We start from the raw sequence: 20,198 nt of genomic DNA, 5'->3' as shown, positions 1-20,198 counted from the left end.
AGCGGCCTCGCGTTTCGAGATCCCGCTGTCCGTGAAGCTGTCGATGAGCTGGGAACACGCGTTCACCGACGTCTTGTTGTCGCCGAAGAACGCGTGTTCCCAGCTCATCGACAGCTTCACGGACAGCGGGATCTCGAAACGCGAGGCCGCTTCGGCCAGCTCGTACGGATCGTTGCGCGCCGCATAGTTGTAGTTCGAGTAGGCCTGCGAGCTGGTGCCCGGGTTGACTTCGGTGGAACGCGTCTGGGTGATGCTGAAGTTGCCGCTGAAGCCGTTCTGCATGGCCTTGCTCAGCGAGAAGGTCACCGAGTCCGAGCCGCCCTGGTCGACGTTGGTCAGCAGGGTGGAACGGGTATTGATCTCCGGGTAGGCGCCATTGTTGGTGCCGTTGCCGACCTGGCTGGTGCTCGCGTTCGGGTAGGTCTGCCAGTACGCATTGCGGCCGTCCGGCAGCAGGCCCTTCGCCTTGCCGATGTTCGGGGCGAGGTACGCGATCGCATTCTTGTGCTGGATGCGCTGGTACTCGATGGTGCCGGTCAGGCCCCAGCCCAGCTCGGCGTCGAAGCCCAGGCTGTACTTCCATGCGCCCGGCAGCTTGAAGTCCGGGTCGAGGACGTCGATCTGGCAGGTGGCGTTGGCGGCGCACACACCGGCGAGGGCGGAATTCGGGCCCGGCTGGTTGTCCGGATCGGCGCTGAAGGGATCGGCGACCGGGTTGGTGCCCGAATAGCCCTTCGACGAGACCACGCCGTTGTTGGTGTAGGGGTTGGTCAGCCACACGTACGGCGGCACGGTCTGGAACAGGCCGGCGCCGCCGCGCAGCTGCATCATGCGCTCGCCGTCGAAGCTGTAATTGAACGCGAAGCGCGGCTGGATCACCTTGTTCTTCGAGCCGAGCGTGGTGTCGCTGGCATAGCCGAAGCGGCTTTCCCAGACGGGGGCGCCCGCGGTCGCACCGGCGGGGGTATTGGTGCTGCTTTCCACCGCCACGGGCGGCGCGCGGTCCGCCTTCGGGATGTTGACGCGCACGCCGTACACGATCGACAGGTTGTCGTTGACCTGCCAGGTGTCCTGCAGGAACGGGCTGATCTGGGTGTACTTCCAGGTACCGGCGCTGTCGGCCAGGGTCACGCCGTCGGCCAGGTAGTTCTTGACGAAGGTGGAGTAGTTGCCGGCCAGGATTTCGTCGACGGGGGTGCCGTTGTTGTTCTTGTCGGAGAAGCCGTACGAGCCGTTCAACAGCTGGCCGAACACGTTGGCGATCTTGTTGCTCAGGAAATCGACGCCGTTTCGGTGAGTTCGACCAAAATCCGCGAAGCTCTATCGAACGGAAACATGGCGCTCGCGAACCAATATTTGGGTTACAACTATTTTTTCACGGCAACTGTAATCGAAGGCAAAAAACTCGGGCGTACGATCGGATATCCCACGGCAAACCTAAAAATCAGCGAAGATTACAAACTGATTCCTAAACAAGGCGTTTACGTCGTGAAAAGCGTCATTGATAAAAAAGTCGTTTTCGGGATGATGAATATCGGAACGAATCCGACCGTAAACGGCCAAGGACTTTCAATCGAGGTTCACTTCTTCGATTTCGACGGCGATCTGTACGGGCAGGAACTTGTAGTTTCGATCCTGCACCATTTGCGGGACGAACAAAAATTCGCGTCGCTCGACATCCTCAAACAACAATTGGCCAACGACCGCCTGGATTCCCTATCGTTTATCGCAGAATAATATGACGTTCCAACAGCGACTTTTCAAACCGATCGACAACGCGCCACTAATCGTATTCCGAATATTTTTTGGTTTTCTGCTTTTCGCCGAAGCATTGGGCGCGATCTGCACGGGCTGGGTAAAACGCACATTCATCGATGTTGAATTCACGTTCTCGCACATCGGGCTCGATTGGCTGCAACCGCTTCCCGGCAACGGCATGTATTATTATTTTGCCGTGATGAGTGTTTTTGGATTGCTTACGATGGTTGGTTACCGATATCGATTCAGCCTGGGCATGTTCACGATTCTTTGGGCCGGTGTGTATTTCATGCAAAAGGAAAACTACAACAATCACTATTATTTGTTGCTGCTCGTTTGCATGATCATGTGGTGTCTGCCTGCAAATGCGTACGCTTCGTTCGACGCAAAACGCGATCCGCAGATCAAGCAACTTGCGATGCCGCAATGGTGTTCATGGATCATGATTACGCAAGTTACGATCGTTTATTTTTTTGCGACGGTCTCGAAACTCACGCCCGATTGGGTAGACGGAACGTTCATCAGGCTCTTGCTTGGCGGAACCGACCATTTGCCGCTTGCCGAAAATCTGTTCTCACAGCATTGGTTCCATTTGTTCATTGCTTGGTCAGGCATGGTTTTCGACTTCCTGATCGTGCCGCTCTTGCTGTGGAAACGCACGCGCACGATTGCTTTCGTTTGTTCGATAATCTTCCACATCTTCAATTCTATCGTGTTGCAGATTGGGATTTTTCCGTTTTTCGCGTTGAGTTTCATCGTGTTCTTTTATCCGCCCGATCGCATCCGACGCATATTTTTACGAAAGAAACCAAAGCTTGAGCAACCCGTCGACTTGCCGAAACAGAAAAGACTGTTGCTCTATTTTTTCGTTCCCTACCTGATCCTGCAACTCGCGCTCCCGTTGCGACATTTCGCGATAAAAGGCGATGTGCTTTGGACCGAGGAAGGCCACCGACTCAGCTGGCGCATGATGCTGCGTCAACGGAACGGGTACGCGACTTTCGAAGTTGCCGACAAGGGAAGTAAAATCCGCGAGCATTATCGCCTTAATAAACTTTCAGGCAAACAGATCCAATTCGCATGCTCCAAACCCGACGGCGCTTGGCAACTGGCGCAACGGATCAAAAAGGAATACGCGCAAAAAGGACGCGACGTGAGCGTTTACGTGAAACAGAACGTTCAGGTTAACGATTCGGATTACCACACGCTTATCGACCCTGAAGTGGATCTTGCGGCAGCAGACTGGGACTACTTCTGGCACAACGACTGGGTGCTTTTGTACGACGAAAATTGGAAGCCGATCAGGTAATTTTTCGGTGCGTGAAAACGACTATTAAATTTATATTAAAGTCAACGCCGTTCTGACAAAATCGTAGTTTTTTAGTTAAATTTGGTAGACACCATAACTAAATGTCTAACTAATCCGACGTGTTTTGTCGGTAATCTAAAAAACCAAAACCATGAAATTTACCAGAGAACTAACCAACGGCTTCATCATTTTCCTCGGGATTGGAGTGTACTTCATACTGCTTGAATTATTAGGCTTTTCAGATGTTTTCTTCTTGCGTATCGTCAACATTTTGTTCGTAGCCTATGGCGTGAACAGAACAATCAAGGCGAATAAGGAAGACGGCATCCGCGGGTATAACAAGAATTTGCTTTCGGCTATCGTCACATCGATGATCGGAGCGTTGCTAAGCATCGCGAGTCTGCTCGGCTACATTTATTACAAAGGAGGCGAACCGTATCTGAAAGAACTTTCGGATAACTTCATTTTCGGAGGCGGCGACTTGACGATCCAACAGTATTGCATCGGGCTTCTGTTCGAATCGACTGCGGCTTCACTCATCGTTTCGTTCTGTTTGATGCAGTATTGGAAAGACAAAGTTGAAGTCATCAACCGCGTCGACTGACACAATCCATAAAAACCACCAGGCCTGCAACTTGCATTTCGCACAGTTGCAGGCTTTTTCATTTGCGGCAAACGGTTTCAAGTTTTAGGAAAACGCGCCTTTCTATTTACATCTTAATTCGCTACTTTTGGAGCAACTAAACCTGGCACGTATGAACCCAACCAGACACGATTGGACGAAAGAGGAAATCATCTCGCTATACAACAAACCCATGATGGACCTGCTTTTCGAAGCGGCCACGATACACAGGCAAAGCCACGACCCGAACGTAGTTCAGGTTTCGACCTTGCTTTCGATCAAAACCGGCGGTTGTCCTGAAGATTGCGGATATTGCCCGCAAGCTGCGCGTTACCACACGGGCGTCGAAGGAAACGACCTGATGACGGTTCCTCACGTAAAAGCACAAGCTTTGCGCGCCAAAGCCAGCGGTTCATCGCGTGTTTGCATGGGTGCCGCATGGAGAAACGTGAAAGATGGCCCCGAATTCGACCAAGTTCTTGAAATGGTCCGCACGATCAACAAACTCGACATGGAAGTTTGCTGTACGTTGGGAATGCTTACCGAGAACCAGGCGCAACGTCTAGCCGAAGCCGGATTGTACGCTTACAACCACAACCTCGATACATCTGAAGAATATTATAAGGAAGTCATCTCGACACGCGGTTTCGAAGACCGTTTGCAAACCATCGAAAACGTGCGCAAGACAAACGTGACGGTTTGCAGCGGCGGAATCATCGGAATGGGTGAAAGCGTTGAAGACCGCGCGGGAATGCTCGTCGCTTTGTCGCGTTTGAATCCTCAGCCCGAATCGGTGCCGATCAATGCGCTTGTTGCCGTTGAAGGAACGCCGATGGAAGACGAGAAACCTGTCGAGATCTGGGACATGATCCGAATGGTAGCCACGACAAGGATCGTTATGCCTGAAACGCAGGTGAGACTCTCTGCCGGACGCACGAATATGACGCGTGAAGGCCAGGCGATGTGTTTCTTTGCGGGCGCGAATTCGATTTTCGCAGGAGATAAATTACTTACGACGCCGAACCCCGATGTGAACGAAGACATGAAGATGTTTGAGATGCTCGGGCTCACACCACAAAAGCCATTCACAAAAATGGTGCAGCCAAAAACGGTCGAAGCCGAAGATTCGGAATTTCAGGCACTGGGTGAAAAACCTCGTTGGACGCGACCTGGACACAGCATCGAGCGCAACCTCGAAGCCGCTGGAAAAAAGGTTCCGCAATCGTAATCCAACTTTAAAATAAATGAGACGCTCCCCGAAACGGAGCGTTTTTTTTTGGGAAAAAATTGGCAGCTTATGCATTTTACAATTCCGTAACACTTGTTAACTTTGAGTAGAATGCTGGCAAAATCATTGTTTTTTTGCCTATCAAAACACACAACTCATGCCGTTAGACCTAACTGAAATTGAACGCGTAAAATCCATCTCGAAAGAGGATTTTTTCAATAATTATGTAAAGAAGCAGAAACCCGTGGTAATCGAAACGCTTACCGAAGATTGGCCTGCGTATAAAAAATGGAACTTCGAATACATTAAAAAAGTGGCCGGTGATCAAACCGTTCCTTTGTATGATGACAGGCCGGTGTCGCACAAGGACAAATTCAATCAGGCGCATGCCGAGATGAAAATGACCGAATACATCGACCTTTTGGAATCGAAACCGACCAATTACCGGATCTTCCTTTACAATTTGGTAAAGCAGGTCCCGATCCTACGTCAGGACTTCAAATGGCCCGATATGGGATTGAACCTCATCAAGCAATTGCCGATGTTGTTTTTTGGGGGCGAGAATTCGAAAGTGTTCATTCATTACGATATCGACTATTCGAACATCCTGCATTTTCATTTTCACGGAAAGAAACGTTGCGTGCTTTTCGCGCCTGACCAGACGCCTTATCTGTATAAAGTTCCACATGCCTTGATTTCACGCGAGGACATCGACTACGACAATCCCGATTTCGAGAAATTTCCCGCACTCAAAAAAGCGAAAGGTCACGTCACGACGTTGAAGCATGGTGAAATGCTGTATATGCCCGAAGGTTATTGGCATTACATGAAATACCTGACTCCGGGATTTTCGATGAGCTTGCGCGCATTGCCACGTGAAATCGCAAACTTCACGAAAGCGGCGTACAATATCGTGATCATGCGTCATTACGACAATCTCATGCGCAAATGGAAAGGACAATCGTGGATCGATTATAAAAACGAACAGGCGATCGTGAGAACCCATAAACAATTGGGTATCGCATCATAAAAATAAACCCCGGGAATTTCCGGGGCTTTTTATTTAAAGAGTATTTTTTTCGTGACGATCGCGCCATTTTCTAGCTTGGCTTTCACGATCAGCGACTGTTGGCTCGCCAAAAGGTTTTCAATCGAAAAGTGCGTCGTGCCGATGTCGCTTCTTGTATATATCGTGCGCCCGAGCATATCGTATACCGTGACTTCGGAAATATTTTCCTGGGACGATTTCAAATTGATCGCGCTTTCTTTAACCGCGATCAGCAGAGAATTCACAGGATTGAAGCCAGGTGTCGACAATTGTTCCGTCGTGTAACGCAGTTCGAATCGCTCATTGAATGTTCCGGTTTCGGTCGTAAACACGTAAGACGATTCCTTTAGGTCGTGGATGACGTTGAGCGCTTTGTCCTCAAGATAAATGTCCTGTTCGCCGAAAAGGCCGTCAGTACCTTCAATACCGATCGTATAATTCCCTGCGACGGTCGTTGAATACCCAAGTCGTACCTTGTCTTGATTATTGAATGGAAGTGCGCGCGCTTGAATCGAGAACGAATTTGTGTTTTCGTCCATTAAAGAGTAGAACGAAACGGCGTTTCCTCCACTTGGCATCGGCCCATCGAACATGGTATCGAATTCATTGGTGCCACCTTCGGCATAACCTACGAGGGTTTGTTTGAACAAGCCGTCGGCGTTTGCGAAATCGAGCCAAATGCGATGTTTCTCGATCCCGTCAGGTTCGCTGATAGACTCCATTCCCATTTGATTCGCCGTCCTGAAAAACTCGGTATTGTTACCCGTCAAACGCATGCTGTTGTTAAACGTGGCGTTCCCATTTCCGTGAGCGACGACAAAAAATCCTTGACCTGACGCGATTTTTCCCGTAGGAATCGTATTGTTTACGCCGACATTCGGTGCGGCGGCTGTTCCCGTCCCTCCCAAAAGCGTGTAAACCGCGTAGTCGCTGAAGTTATAAACCAAGCTTGCGATTGGCGTGTTATGCGTCCATAGGTAGATGGTTCCGTTCAGGATGGCGGCGTTGTCGGCCAATTGCAAAAATGCATTCGCGTTAATCGCAGACGGATACGGATTCCCGAGCAAGTTCCAAGTTCCCGTACTATTAAATATCGCCGGTTGATAAATACCATTGTTGGCCGGACCTGCGAATTGGGCAGGATAAATTTGCGGAGTCGACGTAAAGTTCTGGGGCGCCCTGATGATATAACCGATCGAAGGCGTCATTATATTTCCTGAAGGTACGCCCTGCCAATTATTTATTGGAGTATTGAACTGGTAGAACTTGTCCGACTTCGTTAAAGGTGACAAATTAAACAGTGTCTGCCCGGCAACCGGAGACGACCAGTAAGTATAATCATACATTCTCATGGCGGTCGAATTTCTTCTCACGACGACATTTCCGATGTTTGCTGCAAAGTCATTGCGCTGTACGAGACTTCCGCCACTTTCCACAGTTATCGAACCGGAATTTTCAATGTCGCTTTCCACACTTAGGAACTGGTTCGTACCCACGGTCACGGTTTGCCCCGCATTCACCTGACATTTACAGGCTGTCACGTTACCGTTTGTGGCCGTATTGTATGAACCGCTGAAAATCGCTTTTACGGTCGTCGTAGGTGCGCTGTTGCTCCAGGCTGAACCATTCCAGATAGTGGTGATTTCTTTACGTCCGAAAAGTGTCACGTTCTCGAGCGCCCAAATTTCAGCGGCATTGTTGATCAGCGTTATGCGAACCATGAGATTTGTCGTCTTTGGCAAACCTGACAAACGAATTGTGCCCGTACCGTTAGCCGTAACGTAACCACCCGCGGCCGTCAGGAAGTTCGTGAGGATATTATTACCATCATAAAGTGCCGATGCGATTCCCGATCCCGAAACGAAATTCCATTTGGAGTTCGTATTTCCTGACAAATCGAGTTCGTTCGACCAAGTCGCCCCGCCATTTGCACTGACTGCCACTATCACTTTGTCGGCGACATCGCTTCCTTCGATGTCGGTCGTGGACATCGAGGCCAATCGGATGGAAAGTTCAATATCACTGAATAAAGTCGTATTGACGGCTGCAAACGTTACCGTGGACGTCGCATTAGTAACTTGAAGGCTGCGCGCGCCAAGGAATCGATCAGACGATCCGCCGTCGCCGGATAATCCGTAAGCCGTTCCGGCCGCGAGCGTATATCCGGTTCCTGAAATTCCCCAGGTCGGTGTGGCCGGAGTAGCTTCGAAATCTTGTATGGCAATCGTTTCGACCGCACTGTACGCACATGGAATGTAATCCAGACCGTAACCTCGGATCGCGAACGTATATGGGTTTTCGTCGTAGTCGTTACTGACCACCGATACGATCGCATTCCTTACTCCGACCGATGACGGATCGAAACGGACGGTAAATGTAGTCGTCGCATTGACCGCCAACGAGGCGGCGGGTAGAGTGATAATCGAAAATTCCGACGCATTCACACCTGAAAGCGTCACCGCTCCGATTGTCAACGGCATCGTCCCCGTATTTCGGATAGAATATACACGGTCGAGCGTCGCTGCATTGATGTTCAGGTAGTCGAAAATGGTATGGTTCACCAACGTCGGCGTGATACTGCCGCTGACAATTGGCTGGGCGTTACCCGTAATGTCAATTTCAGGCGCGACGCCTTTCCCTTGGACCAGGAACGTGTACGGGCTTTCAGTTAACGTCGTGAATGGATCGGCGATAGGATCGTTGTTCTGGATCGTCACGAGTGCAGTTCGGATTCCCGGCGCGCTCGGCGTGAACGTTATGATGAAATTCGTTCCGAAGCCGCCGTTGATACTCGTTGCAGGTGGTTGTGTCGTCACGACGAAATCCCCTGGATTTACGCCGGATATCGTGACTTTCGGTGTTCCGGTAAGCAACAGAATTGAAGAGATCAGAGCCGTGTTTTGAATTCTGTAATCCTTCGTCGTGCTCGTTCCGACAAGTTGATCCACAGCCCATAATGTATTGTTCCCAGCTGACGGGATCATGTTCCCGCTCGTAATGTTAGATGTTCCGCCCGTCAGACCTTTGACGTTCATATCAGGCTTGGGTATCACACCGTAACCCTGGATATCGAACCAATATGGGTTCTCATTGCTATCATTGTTTGCAATGTAAACTCTGGCCGTCCTTAACCCTTCGTCACTGGGATCGAATTTCAAGGTCAACTCGCGCTGATTGCTCGGACTTCCCGCTGGTTGAATGTCGCCCGTAGGCGTGTTCGTCGGCGATGGGATAAAAACGGCAAAATCCGCGGCATTGGTACCCGTAATGGTTACGTTGCTTACATTGAGTATCGCACCACCGAGGTTTTGAATAATGAACGTTGTGTTCACACTTGCCGATGTCGTGGAAATGGGCGCGCCAATCGGAGCGAAATCGGTGCCCTCGGCTACGGTTGGTGTCGTATCGCCCGAAAGTACCGTAACACCTGAAACGCCTTTTACATTTATTTCAGCCGCCGGCGGACCATAAGTGGCTGAAATTACGATATCATCAAGCCCAAATTCATCTCTATCTCCAGTACCGCTTATGTCTTGTGATGTCCAACGCAAATAATAATATCCGCCTGGAGCTACATTTATGCCCGTAATGATAATCGATCGCGAAGGTGTCACATCGACTTGTGTCCATTGAAACGCATCGGGAGTTTCAGGAGAAGCATAATCCAGGGTAGTTTCAGCTTCGTAAACTATATCATCAGGAGAGTGAGAAAAATTGAAGGAATTGGAACGCCCTTCGTCATTTCGTAGAAATAAATTATAGCTAACCGCAAGCTGGGTCATATTTGTGGTCCCATTGTTTCGAAGCCTGAGCACGACGGCCCCCGGATTGAAGTCGGTGGCAGTTGGCTGGATCATGAATGCCGGGTTCGCAACCGTGCCGGGCAATTCGGTGTAAGCATACAATCCGCCGGTGAGTACAGGGTTTGTGATCTGCCCGCGGCCGAAGTCATCTACCGTTTGATTGCCTCCGAAACCGAGTGTTCCAAAATCAAATCCGCGAATATCCCAGGCGTTTGAATTTAATCGTCCGGCAATTGTCGGGTTCGCTGAAAAACCTGCTGCCGTATATGCAGTGCTTGGATTCGTACCGACCGATGTCGGCATTGATGCTGAAAAGTTAATAGTTACAGTTGGCGCACCTTCGGTCAAGGAAACCTGGGCGAATCCGACGGCGGTGACCATCAGCAAAAACATCAACGATAAACTGTGTCTAAATCTCATATACAGTAGGAATCTAATAGGCTTGAAAATGTTGTTGGGGAATGGAACTTTCAAACATACAAATAAAAGATTTACAGTTATTTAGCGTTTCTGAATTATCGACAAAGAGCAAAAAAAATCGACGAACGACGCCTTATTAAAAAGTATACCGACGATTTGTCGGTATATCTTACAATTATTTTCGTTGATTTTTAATGTATGATTTTCTTGGTCACTGAACTTCCGTTGGTCAGTATCACTTTTACGAGTAATGCCTGTTTTGCAATTTCCAATCGCGTATCGAATTCCACGGCATTAATATCGGTTTTCTTAAAAATGCTTCGCCCTAACATGTCGATCACTTCTATTGATTTTATGTCGGTGCGCGACTTGACCCGGATCATTTGATTTGAGGATAGTATCCCGACTTGATCTAAAGATCCGACATCAGGCGTTCCCAAGGATTCGGTCGTATATCGCAACTGGAAACGATCGTTGAATGTTCCCAATTCGGTCGTGAAGACGTAATCGCTTTCCTTGAGATCGTGGATGATGTTGAGCAATTTATCTTCGATGTAAATCGGTTGGGAAGATTCGTTAAGCTGTCCTTCGGCGTGGTCGATCGTAATCGTGTACGTTCCGGGCAACGTCGTGGAATAACCCATCGGAACAATATCACTTGTCGTGAATGACGGACGTCCCTGAATGCGATATTTCTCGGTCTCGATGAACGAATAGAAACTAACGGCATTGCCTGATTTACTGGCTTTCCCATCGTATCCTCGGTCATAATCAAGCGTCGCGCCTTCGATATAGGCGACCAATTGCTGGCTGAACAACCCGATCGAGTGCTTGAAGTTCACCCAAACCCTGTCTTTCTGCGCCGCCAAAGCCGTATTCTGCGACTGGCGATAGAAGTTCGTATTGATTTGCGATTTGTCACGCATCGAGTTATTGAAGATCACGTTCGTTCCTGCAAGCGCTTCAACGAGGAAACCTTGTCCTGTTGCGATCATTCCCGTTGGAATCGTGCTTCCCGTTCCGCTAGCAGTTCCGCCGCTCAAATTGTACATCGCATAATCGCTCGTGACGAAATTGGATTGGTATGGTCCGGGAGCTGTGTTCGAAACCGGCGCCTGATGCGTCCAAAACTTTACAGTTCCCGACGTGTTCGTATTCAAATTGATGAAATCGTCCGCGAAAACCGACGATGGATACGGGTTCCCGATGATATTGAAATCGTCATCGGTCGCAGCCGCATTCGCACTCATCGCAAGTGGAATCGTGACAATACCATTGTTTACTCTTCCTGAAAACGTCACGGTCGATGTCGCGGGATAACTCGGCAAATTCGTCGGCCCCATGATCACATATCCGTTGGCCGGAGTCATTACGGTTGCCGGCGTCGTGTGAATCCACGTATCGAGGTTGTCGTCGAAACCATCGGCCGGACCGGTACCGTTAGGCCCGGTGACATCCGAATAATTAGCGGTTTGGAAAATCCATGAATAATCCATTCTCCAACCCGGGAAAGTCGTCCCGATCGTGGCCGAGGCGATCGGCGACGACCAATAGGTGTAATCGTATTTCACGAAAGGTTGCGTCGTTCTTGAAACCTGCATCGTTCCGTTGTTGGTTACGATTCCTGCGTCGTCGACCATAACCAAAGAGCCGTTGTTGAGAACATTTAGAGTTCCATTGGCATTGACGGTAAGATCGTTGACAATCGAAATGTAATGGTTCGCGCTCACGGTAAGTGTCCTTGTTCCTAAAACGGTCAGGCTGCACGCTTCGAAATCTCCATTTGTAGTCGTGTTGTAGTCGCCGTCAATGACAGCCGGCGTCGAAACCGTAGGCGCCGACGGTGTCCAAGCCGTTCCATTCCAAGTCACGGTTCCGCTTCCCAAAATCATCACAGCATTCGAGGCCGTATAACAAGTCGCACCATTTTCGCGCACCTGACAATAGAATTGATAACCGTCGAGCCCGGCGATATTCGTTATATTTAATGTCGCAGTCGTCGCGCCTGAGAACGTGGCGTTATCGATAACGACCGACCAATTCGCATTTCCGGGATTCGTCACATACCATTGGTACGCAAGCGGCAAACCTCCTGAAAAACCTTCGGTCGCAGCAACCGTAAAAGTCACCGCTTTACAACTTGGGGAATAAGCAGGTTGAACCGTGATTGCCGGCGGCGTTCCGCGTGAGAAATCGAAGGTTCCGATGTCAGTGTAATCGTTGTCGGTACACGTTGTCCCAGGATAATCCACGATGTTCCAATCGGCGTTGCTATATGTTACGTTCGGCAAGATCGGAGCCGTTTTCTTGCGTCGGAAAGTAGCGCCGTTCGTGCCGATGCTAAGCGGTGCCCAACTTGTAGCGCCAAAAACGCCCCAACTGTCAACTTGCACCGCAAGCCTGAAAAGCGCAATATGATCGTGCTCGTTCGCATTGAAGTTAATTCCGCCACTGACCGTAGTTTGATTGGCGTATGAACCGTTTCCTCCCGGAATCGAACAGGAACTGTCGTTACCCAAAGCCACGATATACGAACTTCCGACAGGTAAATTCGCGCCCGGTAATCCAGCGCCCGTAAGTCCTGTCGTAAATGAATAACCGCCTCCGTTGTTCGCTACGCGAAGCCCATAATTCGGTAGAAATACAGGCGCTGCCGTTCCGTTATAGATTTCAACGTATGAAAGGCCGCCGTTATTGGAATCGGTCACTTCACTGATGAAAAGTTCAGTAAGCGCCGAACCGCCTTGACACGACGTGATCAAATTGTCGATCACCGTAAAATAATTGTTCCCGCTGCAACCCTGAGCATTCGTCGTGACCAAGTTCCCCGTCGTCGCTCCCGCAGGAACTACGACCGTAACCTGATTCGTCGATATTGGAGTAACAACCGCCGAAACGCCTGCAAACGTCACGGTAGCGCCCGCGAGGCTTCCACTCGATGTAGTCGTGACGACTGTTCCCTGCGGCCCTGAGGTTGGCGTGACCGTGTTTGTAATCGTCGCGCAATTTCCTGTTCCCTGGATCAGGAACGTGTATGGATTTTCGTCGGAATCATTATTGGCGATCGAGACGACTGCTGTTCTCACGCCCGACGCCGTCGGTGTAAACGTGATGATGAATGTCGTGCTCGCGCTCGCGGCGATTGCGTTCGTTCCGGGAACCGTCGTTACCGCGAAATCGCCCGGATTTACGCCGCCGATTGAAACCAAAGGCGCGCCCGTCAGGTTCAGGACCGCCGTTCCCAAATTTTGTATTTCGTAGTCTTTAGTCGCGCTCGATCCGATTGTCGTTGCCGCGAATAATGTATTGTTGAGTCCGCTCGCTGTCGTGCTTCCGCTGACGATGTTGTTCGTGCTTCCCGTAAATCCTTTGATGTTGATCTCAGGCGCCGGTACGATCCCGACTCCCGTAAAATTGATGACATACGGCGCTTCGGCCCCAGTCGGGTCGTTGTTTGGAATCGTGATGCTTCCCGTAAAAGTCCCGGCTCCGGTCGGCGCGAACCTGATCGTGAAATTGCGCGTTCCAGTCGGTCCGGTCAAAGGTCCCGTTGCTAACGTTCCCGCCGGTGCAAAAGCGTACGACGGACCGCCGACAATCGTATTCGTTCCCGGCAATGCCAAGTCGATTTGTCCTGTATTTTGAACGGTGAATTGAATGTCGAGATTGCTTCCGACGAGAACCGACCCGAAATTGAACGTCGAATTGTGCAAATATGTCGTCGTTGTAGCCGTTTGGATCACATTTATTTCCTGATCGCGTCGGCCCGCTGTAAAATGGTTGATGCCGCCGGCCACGAAACCTGACATGTCGGTAACTAAATTCGTAGTCGCACCGACTGCCGAACCTGTATTCGACCAAGCCGTTCCATTCCAGCGATTCGCGCGGAACAAGGTTTCGGTTCCGACGATGTCCGAATCCTGATAGGTCGCCGACATCGTAAATACCGACGGACTCGTTACGCCCGAAGTTTGTATGTCCCAATAACGCGTGATGTAGTCGGTCGTCGCATCGAAACTCGGATGCTTGATATCATTGACCGCCGCCGAGACGTAAGCGCCCGCCGAATATGTCGCCCCCGATAAATCGACGATCCGCGTGGGTGAATATTGTGATCCGTTGGCCGATGCCGCGCCGTCTCCGATCGGGAAATCGAAGTTGACTACCGGTCCGACTGCGAGCACTTTTCGCATTGCCGCGCCCGTTCCGTTAGCAACATCTACGATTACGTAATTGTTCGTACCGGCTCCTGAAATCGTAGCCCCTGAACCGATCGTAATCGGATTGTTCCCTACATCCAAACGCCCGTTCGTAAGCGCAAGGCTCGTATTAATAGTCAATGGCGTTCCCAAAGTCGCACCCAAAGCTGCCGAAGTCCTGTCTATCGTTAAAGTTCCAAGGTTTTGGAATCCTGTCGTGAAATTGAGTGTTCCGATCGTTCCCGTTCCGAGCAACGTCAAATTCGAAGTCGGCGAACCCCGGAATGTTCCCGCTCCAAAAATCGAATTCGCGATTCCCGCAGTTCCGATGGTAAGCGAAAAACTATTCAAATCCAACACGTCGGCCGCGCTTCCAAACGATACGGCGTTTCCGGTTGCGGGTGCCGTGATCGTGATATTATTGCTCAACAACTGCACGGTTCTACTGCCCGTTGCGTCGAAAACGAAATACGGAATCGAAATCGCCGACGCGGCATTCACGGTTTGCGTTCCCGAAGCTTTCGTGAAAATTACCGCGCGATTGTTTCCATTGAACGTTCCCGACAAGTAACTGAAGTTTCCTGCCACTCGCAAATCGTCGCCTATTGCATTACCGAGCGTAAAATTTCCGCTGATCGTCACGTTTCCGGCAACGGTTAAAGCTCCGCCCGACGCGCCTCCGCCGTAATCCATATAGAAAGACGTTCCGCTGTTTATCGACAGGTTCCCGGCCATTGCTTTGGCCTGGGGCGTTCCGTTGTTGTAGTTAAGGATCGTGCCCGACGAAAGCGTAACGTTGTTCGGATAACCCGGCGTCGTACCGATGGTTCCGACTCCGAGCGCATTCCATTCAAGACCGCGTCCATAAAGCCCGCCGGTCTGATACGATAGTGTCGAAGCGCTGCCGTAAATAGGCGAACCGCCCGTGACAAAACCTCCGGCCGCTATGGAAAATCCGCCGTTTACGCGGAAAGTAGAACCTGCATTTATCGTTAATCCCGATGCTGTTGAAAACGATCCGTCAACCGTAGTGGTTCCGTTGTTTACATATCCATTCGAAACGTTCAATGCCGCGCCCGTATTTATAGTTGTGGTCGTTGCTGCATTTCTTGTAATTCCCGTGGCGTCGGTTACCAAGTGACGCACGATTGCGTTGTCGGCCGATGTCGGCACAACGCCTCCGACCCACGTAGCGGGAGTCGTCCACGGACCGTTTTGGGCTGTCAAAAATCCTGCTGGTTCGACCGTTCCGTTGAATGTGAAGTCGTTTATACTAAAGGTTCCTCCGACCGCACTCGCGCCCCATCCGTAAATCCTGAAAGTCGTCGCCGTCGTTCTGTATTGGTAGGCCGCCGCCGCTAAAGAAATTGTCGCCCCTGTTGACGCGGGAGTTGCGATGTTCGCAGCATATCCGTCCACGCTTGAGCGAACTGCGAACGACGTCGGTCCGGTTCCGGATGCTTGACTTGTGTATAACAGACTCACAAAACTAACCATGTAGCCTGAGTTGGGAGTCAACGTGAATTCAAAATAATCGTTCGCATCGAGAGCCGAAGTGTTCCAGCCACTGGCGTTATAGCGGTCGTTGGTATTCACACCCGTGATTCCCGTTCCGCGCCCGATTCCACTTACAGTTAAATTTGCGTCAACCGTCTGGCCAGTCGTGTAAGGATTCGCCGTGTTCGGATTTGTGCCCGTAATGGGATTGGTAAAAATAATCTGTGCCGATACTACTCCCGAGCATGCCAACGCCAAAGCGACGATAAAGAATAATTTGAATTTCATGTGGTATCTTTTGTTTTGTTTTCGATTCTATTTACGGCGTATATTCGTGTTTTGTGCCCGAGGTTTATTTCGGGCGCACAAAATTAAATCTAATTTACTTATTTACAATACGTTTTATGTCTACAAATTGTTAACAATTGGGGCAAAAATTCGCTTTTTACATGTCAAAAACGTACACCGTTCTAGAAGCCACCCAAAAACTCGAGCATTATTGCGCGTATCAGGAACGTTGCCATGACGAAGTGGTCGCGAAACTCCGATCGATGTCAATGATACAGCAGGCCGTGGACGCAATCGTCGTTCATTTGATCCAACACAATTTCTTGAACGAGGAACGTTTCGCGATCGCGTTCGCACGAGGCAAACACCGCATCAAGCACTGGGGAAAAGTCCGGATTACGAACGAATTGAAACACCGACATATTTCACAGCGCAACATCGCGACGGCGCTAAAGGAAATCACGCCCGACGAATACTACGCGACATTTCACTCCACCGCCCAGAAACATTGGGAAACGCTACCTGAAAGAGATACGTTGAAAAAGCGGAAAAAGTTTTGTGATTTCCTGCTCAGGAAAGGATTCGAGAGCAATTTGGTCTATGAGAAAATGAAGGATCTGGAATCGGGCGACTAAAAGTCAAATTCATCCACCGACAACGTGTCCACGTTAATGATCTTCTCATCCTCTTTCTTCACGTAAGCACGCGCCGCCCCATACAATACGACTTTTCGGGTTTGTGCCGTCGTATCTTCGGGCGAAAGCCAGCCGCGTCGCATCATCGTATTCTTGAGGTAGGAATTGCGTTTGACCAAATACGGTTTGAGCGTTGCCTGACCGTCGAATTGCCACATGAACCCTTTTGGTTTCGGGATGATGCTCGCGAGGAAAAGGGATTCGTTCAGGTTGAGTTCGCTCGGATGCTTGAGGAAATAAAACAACGACGCTTCACCGATTCCATATACGTTCGGACCCCATTCAATGATGTTGAAATAGACTTCGAGCATCCGGTTCTTGCTCACGACATGGTTGTTTTCCATCATGTAGACCAACAGGATTTCCTCGAGTTTTCGAGATAAAGTTTTTTCACGCGTCAGGAAAACGTTCTTGATGAGCTGCATCGAAATCGTGCTGCCGCCACGAGAGAATTTCTTAGTCTTGATGTTCTTGATGATCGACTGTTTGAACGCGTCGTTTATGAAACCCTTGTGCTGGAAAAACGACGGATCCTCGGTCGTCAATACCGCGCGCCTCAAATAAGGCGAAATCTGGTCCAAGGGCGTGTAATAAATGTTCACGGGCGCTACCAAGATGGCGCGTTGTCGCCTGCCGTTTTCGATGGCCCGATACACGAAACTGCCATTGAGTTTCGATAAGTTCGCCTCGCCATATTTCACGATTTTTAGGTTGTCTTTGTTGAGCGTGCTGGTGAAAACCGTCTTATTCGGCTTGTTTTTGTTGTAGGCGAAATCGAGATGGTAATCAAACGCGCCCGTGGCTTCCATGCCTTCGAAATGCGTGAACAGCCCTTCAGGCAACGACGTGATGAAATCCTGCGCCTGCATTTTTGGAATGTCGATTTTCAACTTGTAAATTGTGTCTTCCTCGACATCGTACTGCGCGAACGGATGGAACTTTATCTTGTTCAAAGTCGCGGTCGAAGAACTGTCGACCGACATGAAATCATCACCGAAAATGAAATGGTAATCGAACTTCGCATTCTTTATCACGACGTCTTTCGAAGCGATTTTCGGGTGATTCACCATGAGATTCGCGATCGAGCTGAAACCGTCGACCTTCATTTCGCCTCCCGACAAATCGATGTTCGTGACCTTCAACCGGATCGAATCGAAACCCGATTTCAGGTTCCAGCGTTCGTCGACATACGGTACCTTGATGCCCGACGAATCGTCGGTAAAAAAACGCAGATCGGTTTTCTTCTCACGCGGATCGGCGAATCCAGAAATGTTCCAGTTCTGCTCGAACGTATTCGTGGTGACTTTGATCGTGGTCTGAAGTTGCTTTTCGGCGAGCGACAAATTGGCCATGTCCATCGTGACTTTTCGGCCCATGTCGTCTAGTCGGAGCGACACGTTCGTGAGTTTCATTTCGGTCGGAACCAGATTCAACGCGCGGTTCAGGATGCTGTAGCCGAGCTTGGCGTAGTTTTTCCGTTCTGACGTAGTTTCAGTTTCGGTTTCGGCTTTGGGCTCGTTCTTCGGGTGTAAAAAAGCATCGAAATTCTTGCCGCTTTTATTCTTGATCAATTGGATGTAACCGTCTTTAAGGTCGAGTTTCCCGATTTGGAGATTGCCCGTGAAAAGCTTCCAGAAATTGATTTCGGTGTTTAAACTTTTAAGGCTGAATAAGGTGTCGCCGCTCTTCGGGACCAACAAAATATCCTTCATCTCGATCGCGCTGAAACTCGTGAAACGCGCTTCCTTTATTGAAAATTTGCTGTCGTAATCGTGCTCTATCTTGCTTGAAACCTTGTCGATCGCCTTGTGCAGCAACGAGTCACGAAAAATAAAAACACCCGCGAGCGCGAGGATCAGAATGGTGAAAAAAGACGCCAGTGATATATAGATTTTTTTTTTCGTGCTTTTCTTCATTTGGCTGTAATAAGGACTAAATATAGTACTTTCAAATGTTAATTTCTGTTAACCGAACAGCGCCTGCGCGACGTCTTCGATCTTGGAAACCAATTCGACTTTAATGAACGTATTTTTGAGCGAAATCTTATTGTATTTGGAAACATATATCTTCGAGAATCCAAGTTTTTCGGCTTCCTGTATGCGTTGATCGATACGGTTAACGGGTCGGATTTCGCCCGACAGCCCGACTTCGCCCACGAAACAACAATCCTTTTCGACGGGAATATCCTCGTTCGACGACAAGATCGCGGCAACGACAGCCAGATCGATCGCGGGATCGTCTACCGAAATTCCGCCTGTTACGTTCAAGAAAACGTCTTTCGTACCCAATCGGAAACCCGCGCGTTTCTCAAGAACAGCCAAAATCATATTGAGTCGTTTGGCGTTGTAACCCGTCGTGGAACGCTGCGGAGTTCCGTAAACCGCCGTGCTGACGAGCGCCTGAATTTCGATCATGAGCGGACGCATTCCTTCAAGCGTCGCGGCGATCGCGGTTCCTGACAGATTTTCTTCTCGGTGCGAAATCAAGATCTCGGACGGATTCGAAACTTCCCTTAAACCGCTGCCTTGCATTTCGTAAATCCCGAGTTCTGACGTCGAACCGAAACGGTTTTTGAGCGAACGCAGGATTCGATAGACGTGGTTTCTATCGCCTTCAAATTGCAACACGGTGTCGACCATGTGCTCGAGGATTTTCGGGCCTGCGATATTTCCGTCTTTGGTGATATGTCCGATGAGAATTACGGGAATGTTCGTTTCCTTGGCGAATTTTATGAGTTCGGCCGTGCATTCGCGGATCTGGGAAATCGATCCGGGCGATGCTTCGATATAATCGGTGTGTAAGGTTTGGATGGAGTCGATGATGAGAATGTCGGGTTCTATGTCATCGATCTGCTTGAAAATATTTTGGGTTTTCGTTTCGGTCAGGATGTAGCAATTGTCGCTCGTCGGGTGAATGCGCTCGGCTCTCATCTTAATCTGTTTCTGGCTCTCTTCGCCCGAAACATATAAAGTTCGAAACGGCAACTTGAGCGAGATCTGCAACAACAACGTACTTTTCCCGATTCCGGGTTCGCCGCCCAAAAGAATCAATGATCCGGGAACGATGCCGCCGCCGAGCACACGGTTGAGTTCACCGTCGCAACTGTCCATCCGGATTTCCTGGGCCGAATCGATCTCAGTAACGCGCAACGGTTTCGACACGCGCTTGGTTTCGTGGTTCGACGCACGCCAGTCAGGTTTCGTTTCTTTTTGGATGATTTCCTCGACAATGGTGTTCCATTGCTTGCACGAATTGCACTGCCCTTGCCATTTTGCGTATTGGGCGCCGCAGTTTTGGCAGAAGAAGGAGGTTTTGACTTTGGCCATTTTAG

11 protein-coding genes are annotated in these 20,198 nt (G+C 49.8%); 6 read left to right on the top strand and 5 right to left on the bottom strand.

Features of this window, described 5'->3' with window-relative positions; translation table 11 throughout:
* The coding region (locus EOO50_RS01815; protein WP_290837304.1) for a hypothetical protein at nucleotides 1-1,254 on the bottom strand (1,254 nt) is incomplete at its 3' end.
* Between the two features lie 39 nt (nucleotides 1,255-1,293).
* Between EOO50_RS01815 and EOO50_RS01810 the strand changes: the two genes are divergently transcribed.
* The 5 genes from EOO50_RS01810 (at nucleotide 1,294) to EOO50_RS01790 (ending at nucleotide 5,947) form a co-directional block, all read left to right on the top strand.
* Nucleotides 1,294-1,737 (top strand): riboflavin kinase, encoded by a 444-nt coding sequence (locus tag EOO50_RS01810; RefSeq protein ID WP_363331693.1) that lies wholly within the window; start codon nucleotides 1,294-1,296, stop codon nucleotides 1,735-1,737.
* A gap of 1 nt (nucleotide 1,738) precedes the next feature.
* Nucleotides 1,739-3,067, top strand: coding sequence for an HTTM domain-containing protein (locus EOO50_RS01805; protein WP_290837295.1), 1,329 nt, complete (start codon nucleotides 1,739-1,741; stop codon nucleotides 3,065-3,067).
* A gap of 151 nt (nucleotides 3,068-3,218) precedes the next feature.
* Nucleotides 3,219-3,671 (top strand): hypothetical protein, encoded by a 453-nt coding sequence (locus tag EOO50_RS01800; RefSeq protein ID WP_290837293.1) that lies wholly within the window; start codon nucleotides 3,219-3,221, stop codon nucleotides 3,669-3,671.
* A gap of 151 nt (nucleotides 3,672-3,822) precedes the next feature.
* Complete coding sequence (gene bioB / locus EOO50_RS01795) at nucleotides 3,823-4,917, top strand: biotin synthase BioB (protein WP_290837291.1); 1,095 nt, start codon at nucleotides 3,823-3,825, stop codon at nucleotides 4,915-4,917.
* A gap of 157 nt (nucleotides 4,918-5,074) precedes the next feature.
* Nucleotides 5,075-5,947 carry a cupin-like domain-containing protein gene (locus EOO50_RS01790; protein WP_290837289.1) on the top strand — a complete coding sequence of 291 codons (873 nt, stop codon included), beginning with the start codon at nucleotides 5,075-5,077 and terminating at the stop codon, nucleotides 5,945-5,947.
* Nucleotides 5,948-5,976: 29 nt separating this feature from the next.
* Here EOO50_RS01790 and EOO50_RS01785 read toward each other — a convergent pair whose 3' ends face one another.
* Nucleotides 5,977-10,188 carry a choice-of-anchor D domain-containing protein gene (locus tag EOO50_RS01785; RefSeq protein ID WP_290837287.1) on the bottom strand — a complete coding sequence of 1,404 codons (4,212 nt, stop codon included), beginning with the start codon at nucleotides 10,186-10,188 and terminating at the stop codon, nucleotides 5,977-5,979.
* A 191-nt stretch (nucleotides 10,189-10,379) separates the two neighbouring features.
* Nucleotides 10,380-16,172 (bottom strand): choice-of-anchor D domain-containing protein, encoded by a 5,793-nt coding sequence (locus EOO50_RS01780; protein WP_290837285.1) that lies wholly within the window; start codon nucleotides 16,170-16,172, stop codon nucleotides 10,380-10,382.
* 161 nt (nucleotides 16,173-16,333) lie between these two features.
* Here EOO50_RS01780 and EOO50_RS01775 point away from each other — a divergent pair, with 161 nt between their 5' ends.
* A complete protein-coding gene (locus EOO50_RS01775; RefSeq protein ID WP_290837283.1) occupies nucleotides 16,334-16,807 on the top strand; it encodes a regulatory protein RecX in 474 nt (157 codons plus the stop codon).
* Here EOO50_RS01775 and EOO50_RS01770 read toward each other — a convergent pair.
* Both EOO50_RS01770 and radA read right to left on the bottom strand, forming a co-directional pair.
* The gene (locus EOO50_RS01770) at nucleotides 16,804-18,783 is read right to left on the bottom strand and encodes a biosynthetic peptidoglycan transglycosylase (RefSeq protein ID WP_290837281.1); all 1,980 of its coding nucleotides are present in this window, start codon (nucleotides 18,781-18,783) and stop codon (nucleotides 16,804-16,806) included. The two genes, EOO50_RS01775 and EOO50_RS01770, sit on opposite strands and share 4 nt — an antisense overlap.
* A gap of 48 nt (nucleotides 18,784-18,831) precedes the next feature.
* A complete protein-coding gene (gene radA, locus EOO50_RS01765; protein WP_290837279.1) occupies nucleotides 18,832-20,193 on the bottom strand; it encodes a DNA repair protein RadA in 1,362 nt (453 codons plus the stop codon).
* Nucleotides 20,194-20,198: the final 5 nt, after the last annotated feature.

The sequence above is a fragment of the Flavobacterium sp. genome, from assembly GCF_004211145.1.
Classification (GTDB): Bacteria; Bacteroidota; Bacteroidia; order Flavobacteriales; family Flavobacteriaceae; genus Flavobacterium.
The sequence above is the reverse complement of the archived record's forward strand: the minus strand, read 5'-3'. Positions and strand labels throughout refer to the sequence as shown.